Source organism: Microbacterium sp. NPDC058021, assembly GCF_042885955.1.
Lineage (GTDB): Bacteria > Actinomycetota > Actinomycetes > Actinomycetales > Microbacteriaceae > Microbacterium.
On record NZ_JBHVRF010000001.1, the window covers coordinates 66,848 to 74,565 of the forward strand.

At 68.3% G+C, this 7,718-nt stretch carries 1 protein-coding gene; it reads right to left on the reverse strand.

Features of this window, described 5'->3' with window-relative positions:
* Window positions 1-49: 49 nt before the first annotated feature.
* Window positions 50-7,714, reverse strand: coding sequence for a malectin domain-containing carbohydrate-binding protein (locus tag ACFVR6_RS00305; protein WP_386957720.1), 7,665 nt, complete (start codon window positions 7,712-7,714; stop codon window positions 50-52).
* Window positions 7,715-7,718: the final 4 nt, after the last annotated feature.

The following is a 7,718-nucleotide window of genomic DNA, read 5'->3' on the forward strand; positions in this document are numbered from 1 at the left end:
CCACCGGCTGTGCTCTCACGGCCCGGCGGGGCGGCGCGGCCCGCGCGGGTCAGGGGACGCGGATCACCTCGATGGCGGACACCTTGGGCTGGTTGACCGTGGCGGTGAAGGCCAGGTTCAGGGTGCCGTCCGTGACGGGGATCGTGCGCGTCTCGGTGTATGCCGTCATGGGTGCGACCCTCGAGTTCAGATCGAGGTTGACCACTTCGACGGGACCGCCCTCCATGTTGACCGAGAACACGCGCTTTCCGGTGCCGCCGGCGCCGCCACCGGTGGCGCCGTGGTAGATCTCCGCGAAGTGGAGCGTCACCTGGTAGTTGCCCGAAGCCGGAACCGGGATGGCGTAGCTGAACGACCCCTGGTCCGTCGTCGAGCTCCGCTCGGACTGGTAGAGCAGGTCGTCGTTGGTGCCGGCGATCTGCTGTACCTGCGAGTTGGAGTACGACTTCCCTCCCGAGAAGAACGTGTCTGCCTGCCAAGCGACCCCGTTCAGGGTCACCGCACCACCACCGGCGTTGATCCGGATCGGCGCCATGACGAGCGCCGAGGTGTCGACCGCAGCCGAGGTGCCGGGGGCGGCGTTGCCGGTGGCATCCACGGCGACCACACGGTAGTAGGTCGTCGCCGCCGGCGCGGCAGCGGTGTCGCGGAAGGTGGTGCCGGCCACCAAGCCGCCACCGCTGATCGCCGTGTAGGTGCCACCGGAAGTCGCCGACCGCTCGACACGGTAGCCGATGACGTCGCTCGAGGTGGATGCCGCCCACGACAGGTTCACTCCGGTGGCGTCCGCCGCACCCGTCGGCGCTGCCGGCGCTGCCGGCGGCTGTGCGTCGCCGGTGACGGGGAGCACGTTGGTGACGAGGTAGACGTTGTCCTGGAAGTCGCAGTTGGTCGCGCCGTTGCCGCAGCCGCCGGGCGAGGTGGGACCGCCCCCGGAGCTGACGTAGTCGTGGCCGACGAACCATGCCCCGGGCACGATCGCCCCGGCGGCGTTCTTGACGGGCCACGTCTTGACCGCGATGTAGTCGGTACGGCTGGTGAGCTTGCCGTTGACACCGATCGCGAAGGTGGCCGCGTTGGGCACCCCGTTGATGGCCGTGAGCGCACCCGCCCCCGTCTTGGGGTAGATCGACTGCGCGTCCAGGCCGGACATCGTCGCAGACAGGTTGCCGACCGTGAACGTCTCCGTGCCTCCCTGCCCGTGGAACGCCGCCAGCTGCACGGCCTGCACCGGCTTGGTGGTGTCCATCCGCTGCCACAGCGCTGAGCGGTGTTCGTCGCCGTCCAGGGCAGCCCCCGGCAGCTCGGATCCGTTGCCCAGGCCGAGGCCCGCGCTGCCCGAGGTCGTGGCGCTGTTGAACAGTTGGAAGATCTGCTCCAGCGACAACTCGCTGTTGCCCTCGGGCGCGGCCATGTAGCCACCGCGCAGTTGGAGCGTCTTGTTCGCCGCCGCCGGGTCGCTCGACGCGATGGTGATCGTGGCGGTGCGCACGCCCTTCGCGCCGCTGTCCGCGATGAACCTGACGGTCAAGGGCTGGGTCGCGCCGGGAGCCAGCGTGAGCGGCAGCGCCGGCGCGTCCACGAGTTCGAACCCTGCGGGCTGGGCACCGCCGAGCGCGAGGGAGGTCACCCGCAGGTCCTTCGTGCCGGTGTTCGTCAGGTTCACCGTCGCACTGTCGTACGTGCGGTACAGCAGGGTGCCCCCGGAAGTGGTGCCCGCGTTCATGCGATGCAGCACCACGACGTCATCGGAGAGTCCGGCAAGAGGAGCCCCGCCGGCCTGGCGCGGCAGTTGCATGTTGCTCACCGCGAGCGTGCCTCCGATGTTGAGAACGGTCAGTTCCACCGTGCGTGTGGTGGTCCTGCCCTCGGAGTCCGTCGCCTGGAACACCAGCACGTACTCACCCGCGGTGCTGAGTGCGATGGGAGCCCCGTAGGTCTGGGCCGCTCCCCCGTTGACCGAGTAGGTGAACGAGCTGATGGACGCTCCGGATGCCGCGACGGCCGATGCCGTCACGACCGCCTCTCCCGTCTCGGCCTGGTCCTGCACCGGGGCACCGTTGACGTTGACGATCACGCTGGGCGCTGTGATCGCGGTGCCGCTGATCGTCACCCAGTTGAGCTTGGTGTTGACCCCGGTGGGCTGCAGCGTGAGCTTGCCGTCCGTCACCGTGATTTCCGCCGTACCCGTGGCGAACATCGTCCCCGTCGTGGGGGCGAAGCCGCTGATCAGCGCAGTCCCCTCCGCCGTCAGTCCGTGGACCGAGTCGGTGAAGTCGGCGTCGCCGACGGATGCCGAGACGGTGTACGTCCCGTTCGCCAGCGCACGCTCCCACACGCCCGTCGTGCCACCGGTGATCACGCTGCCGCTGGTGGTCGTGCTCTGCATGAGGATGAGCCCCTGCCGGGTGACGTCCCCGGCGGGCGCGGTGCGCACGCGGGTCATGGCCGACCGATCGGTGGGAATGCCGTCCACCAGCCAGCCGTGGCCGGTGACGGCGTTGTAGGCCGTCCCGGTGTCGGCGGTCCAGCCCGCGGGAACGGGGGCGGTCGCCGGCCGGAAGGAGTACCTGGCCAGCGCCGTCGGATCGGTGGGCGTCAAGGCGTCACCCTTGATCGACACCCAGTTCACCTTGGTGTTGGTGCCGCTGTTGCTGATGGTGAGGCGCCCGTCGGTGACGGCGACGGTGCGCACTCCGGTCTGGAAGGGCGTCGCCCCGGTCGGGACGAAGCCGTTGATGATCGGCTGCCCCTCCACCAGAACGCCGTGCGTCGAATCGATGTAGTTGGCATCTCCGACGGAGACCCCCACCTCGTAGGTACCGTTGGGCACGACGTACTCCCAGTATCCGGTGGTGTACGTAGGCTGCGTGGAATTGTCGAGGAAGGCGTACGTCTTCAAGCGCTCATCGGTGGGATACGCGATGCCGGCGACCGGGGCGGTGCGGTGGCGGGTGGCCACCGTGCGGTCGACCGGCTGGTCGGTCGCCGCGTTGAGCCAGCCGTACCCACGCTGCGTCGAGAACGCCGCGCCGGTCTCAGCCGTCCACCCGTCCGACAGCGGAGCTGCGGCGGGCTGGAAGCGCACCTTGACCTGGGCGCCGTCCGAGGGGTCGTCGCCGCCGGGGTTGGTCGGACCGTCGGACGGGACGATGTCGATGAATCCGATCTTGGTGTTCACCCCGGAGCCGATCACCGTCAGGTGTCCGTCCGTCACGGTGACGGTGGCGGTGGACACCTTGTGGCGTCCGTTCGACCCGGCGGCACCGGACGGAGTGAAGGCGCTCACGACGTTGACACCCTCGACGTCGACCGCGTGCACCTCGGGGTCGGAGTTCACCGACGGGTCCCCCACGCCGATCGTCACCTGGTACACGCCGTTGGGCACCTGCATCTCCCAGTACGCGTCCAGCGGCGTTCCGTTGAACGACGGGACCGTCTCCGGCTGCATGTGCATGAAGCTGTCCAGCCGCATGTCGCTCTGGGCGCTGTTGCGGTCGCGACCGTTGCCGGCGTTGGTGGTGCCGCCCACGGAGATGTCCAGATCGTCCTCGTTGTCGACGTTCTTCCATCCGAAGGTCAGCCCGCTGCCCTGGCCCGCACCCGTGCGGGGCCCGAATGCCTGGCCGTAGTCGCGCAGGTAGCCTGCGGCGAGGTCGCCCGACGCGGTGGTGAAGTCCACCTTCACCGCGTCGCCGCCCGAACCGGTGTCGGTGACGGGCTTGAGCCCCGTCACCAGGAACACGTAGTCCTGGTAGTCACCGTTGTCGGCATCCTCGAATGCGACGAGGTAGCTGTTCGGGATGGCGACGCCGTTGCGGTTCTTGGCCGGATAGATGCGCGCCCGGTGCGCGCTCGCGGCGGGAGAGTTGAGCCGGTCCTCCGTGAACCCGTATCGGTTGAAGTACGGGGAGTAGTAGAAGAGTCCGAATTCCGACTGCCCCGGGTCGAAGGACATCGTCGAGTTGGGGCCGGTGGGTGGCAGCAGCGACTGGTAGCCGCCGCTCTTGGTTCCGTCCATGCTGCCGAGCACGGTGCGCTGATCGGCGGTACCGTCCCCGGAGTACCACCCGAAGGTGACGGAGTCGGCCGGCGCATAGTGCGACAGCGGCTTCCAGGTGACGTTGGCCGAACCCGCCTTGACGAACAGCGGCTCGAGAACCTCGTCTCCCTTGGCGACCGGCTGCATGCCGCCCGCAAGGTTCGTCCAGCCGACGTTCACGTTGAAACCGAGCGTCGTGACGACCTGCGCGAAGGTCGGCTCGTAGCCGCCCTGGATCCCGCTCATCGCGAGACCGTGCAGGCCTACGGACACCGTCGAGGGGCCGCCGGTCACGGTGAGGGCTGCGGAGCGGTTGCCCGCAGTCGTGCCAGGCGTGAAGCGCACCGTGAAGGTCGCGGAGGCACCGGGCGCCAACGAAGTCGGGACGGTCCCCTGCACCGCGAACTCCGAGGCGTTCGCACCGGTGACGCTGACGCTGAGCGCCTGGGTCTCCGGCGAGGAGTTCGTCACCGTGATCGACTCGGCATCCGTGCGGTGCGCGGCGGTCGAGTCGACGAGCGGCCCGTTGCTGGTGACGGCGGAGAAGACGAGCTCGCTCTTGTCCACGCCGATCTTCGCGGCCTGCTGATTGGCGGGGACCCGCAGCAGGTAGAGCTTCTGCTGGTTGCCTGCGCGGTCGTACTGGTTCAGGTACAGGTTGCCGTTCCGAGTGTCCTCGACGACCTCGAGCGGATCGTTGAAGCCGCCGACGCCACCGATCGTCGAGTTCGCGACGCCGGTGATGCCCACCTCCGTCTGTCCACCCAGGATCTCGCCGCTCGCGCGATCGGCCTGCAGGAAGATGAGGTCGTTGTTGTTGGAGAAGCGCACCACGACGATGCGGTTCTTCAGCTGGCCACCGAAGGTCTCGCTCTTGTACTCGATCGTGCCGTTCGGGCTCTTGTTGAACTCGAAGTCGTAGGCGACGCCACCGTAGTTCGGCTCCGCCTTCACGCCCGAGCCGTACTTCGATCCGCCCTGCCCCGCCCACTTCGGCGGGTTCGCGGGGTCGTTGCCCTCGTGCAGCACGAACTCGCATCGCGTGGGGTTCGGGTGGCCGTAGTACCAGCCCTGCTTCACGTCGTACAGGTGGTCACGCTGGGTGGGGTGGTTGCCCACCGCGGGCACCGAGGTCGGAACGTAGTCGGGCACCGTCGGATCGGCCGCCGTGCGCGCCACGCGCGCCTGGCAGGCCGCCGTCACGTCCTGTCCATTGACCGAACTGAACCCCGGGATGCCCGGCGCCGCCACCCGGGTGAAGGTCCCCGCCGCTGCGTTGTAGTTCATGCCGGGCGAGTTGGCGCCGCCGGCGGTGCCGTTCGTGGCGACGTAGATGTGGCCGTTCGAGTGGTAGGTCAGGTCGTAGGCGTTGCGGATGCCGGTCGCGTAGATCTTCAGCGGAGCATTGGCCGCGAACGGGTTGTACGGCGCGGCGGCGTTGTATCCGTTCGCCGCATTCTCACCGGCGAGTCCGGAAGACGCGGTCTGCACCAGCTGGGGGTTGTCACCTTCCGCGTCGGCGACCGCAGCCTGGATGCGCGGGTGATCGGGGTCGAAGTGCAGGAGCGCCGCCGTGAGCAGCTGCTCGCCACGCTGGCCCCACGAGCCGTCGAGGTCGCCGGCTGCCTGGTTCGAGCCCTGCAGCACCAGGATGTCGTCGTTCGGACCGTAGACCATCGAGTTGGTGAGGTGGTCCGACTGCGACCGGGGCAGGCCCGAGAAGATCTTCTTCTCGTTCTGCAGGTTCGCGCCGGTCAGGAGGCTGATGCCGCTGATGAACTGCGCCTGCTCGTTGCCGACGTTCGCCGAGGTCTTCGTCACCCACAGGCGCATGTCCGTCGCCGTGGAGCTCTTGTCCCACAGGAGGCCGATCATGGCGTAGCCCTGGTATCCGAGGTCCTCCATGTTCGACAGCGTGCCGTCCGCGTTCACCGTGAAGCGGTACAGCCCTTGTCCGATGGTGGAGCCGTAGAGCTTGCCGTCGGGTCCGAAGGTGAACGAAGCCCAGAACTTGTTGACGCCGGGCAGCGTGATCTCGACCTTCTCGAACGCCACGTTGGTCAACGGCGTGAACTCGTCTCCGCCGATGATCACGCCCGCGCCGGTGGTGAACACCGAGGAAAACGGGAGGAAGGCGTTGCCGAACAGGTCCTTGACCCCGGGGCCGATCTCCAACCGGTACGCCGTGTTCGGCAGGAACCCGCCGTCCGGGTAGAAGTTGATCGTGTCGTTGCCGCCGGAGCTGTTCACCGTTCCTGCGACTTCGGTGCCGTCGGCGACCTTGAACACACGCACATTGCCGATCATCGACGGGTTGTCGACGCCGCCGCCGGCGTGCACCTTGGCGAAGTTGGCTGCGACGCCGCCCTGCGGATCCGCCGCCGCCTCGCGGTTCTCCGGCGAGATCGTCGTCACATGCGGCTGCTCGAACGGCACTCCCAGAACGTCGACGTAGGCGATCTTGGTGTTGAAGCCACCGAGTGCGTCGAGGGTGAGCCGTCCGTCCCAGACGCCGACGGTCGCGGTGTAGGTGGTGTACTCCTGAGCAGCCGACCCCTGGAACCCGTTGATCGCGAGGGAGCCCTCGACGTTGATCACGTGCTGCGAGTCGTATGCCTCAGCGCCCGCCTGGTCACCCACCGCGACGGTGACCTCGTACAGCCCACCGGGGAGTGCGAGCTCCCACTGGCCGTCGATCTTGACGCCGTTCGCGCCGTTGCCGCCGTCGACGTCGGCGTACTGCATGTGCACGACCGAGTCCAGGCGCGGGTCGATCCCGGCGCGCTCGCGATCACGACCGTTTCCGACCAGCGAGACGGCGTGGCCGTCATCGTCGGTCCAACCGAACGAGTACCCCGTCCCCTGCCCGGCGCTGGTGCGTGCACCGTACGCCTGGCCCCAGTCGGCGAGGTACCCGGGGGCGGGCACCGCGTCGGTGGCGGTGAAGTCGACCTTCACGTCGACGTCGTTGGTCTCCCGAGGAGTGTCGTAGGCCTCGTTCGACGGCGACGACTCATTCCCCGAGGTGTCGACGGCGGTGACCTGGTAGAAGTACGTGGTGCCGTTGTCGGCAGCCGCGTCGTTCCACGTGGTGCCGGCCACCAGCTGATCGCCCGAGACGACGAGGTCGCCGAGGAAAGCGCCGGCCTCGAGCGAGCGGTACACGCGGTACCCGCTCACGTCGGTCGCCGTCGACGCGATCCACGTCAGCGTCACTTCGCCGTCCCCGTTGGCCGCCGTCAGCCCCGTGGGTGCCGCGGGTGCCTCCTCGTCCGGCGTCGAGACATGGATGCCGCTGGTCTCGGACGACGCGACCGATTCGTTGCCGGCCTGGTCGACCGCGGTCATCACGTAGTAGTAGGTGGTGTCCGCTTCGACGATGTCGAGGTAGTCGCCATCGGTGATGGGGAACACGTTGCGCTTGTTCGCCGCGGTCACCGCGACGTTCGGCTGCGTCGAGCGGTACAGGTTGTACCCGGCGACATCGCTGGACGTGCTGGCATCCCACGTGAGGACGAGCCGCGAGTCGTCCGTGGCCGTGGCCGCGACATCGGTCGGCGGCGCCGGCGGTGTCGTGTCGGGAGCCCCGGTGCGCTCGTACGACACGATCAGCTTCGCGTCACCCGTCGCCTGGTAGTACTCCACCACGATCTCGTGAGGACCGGCAGCCAAGTTC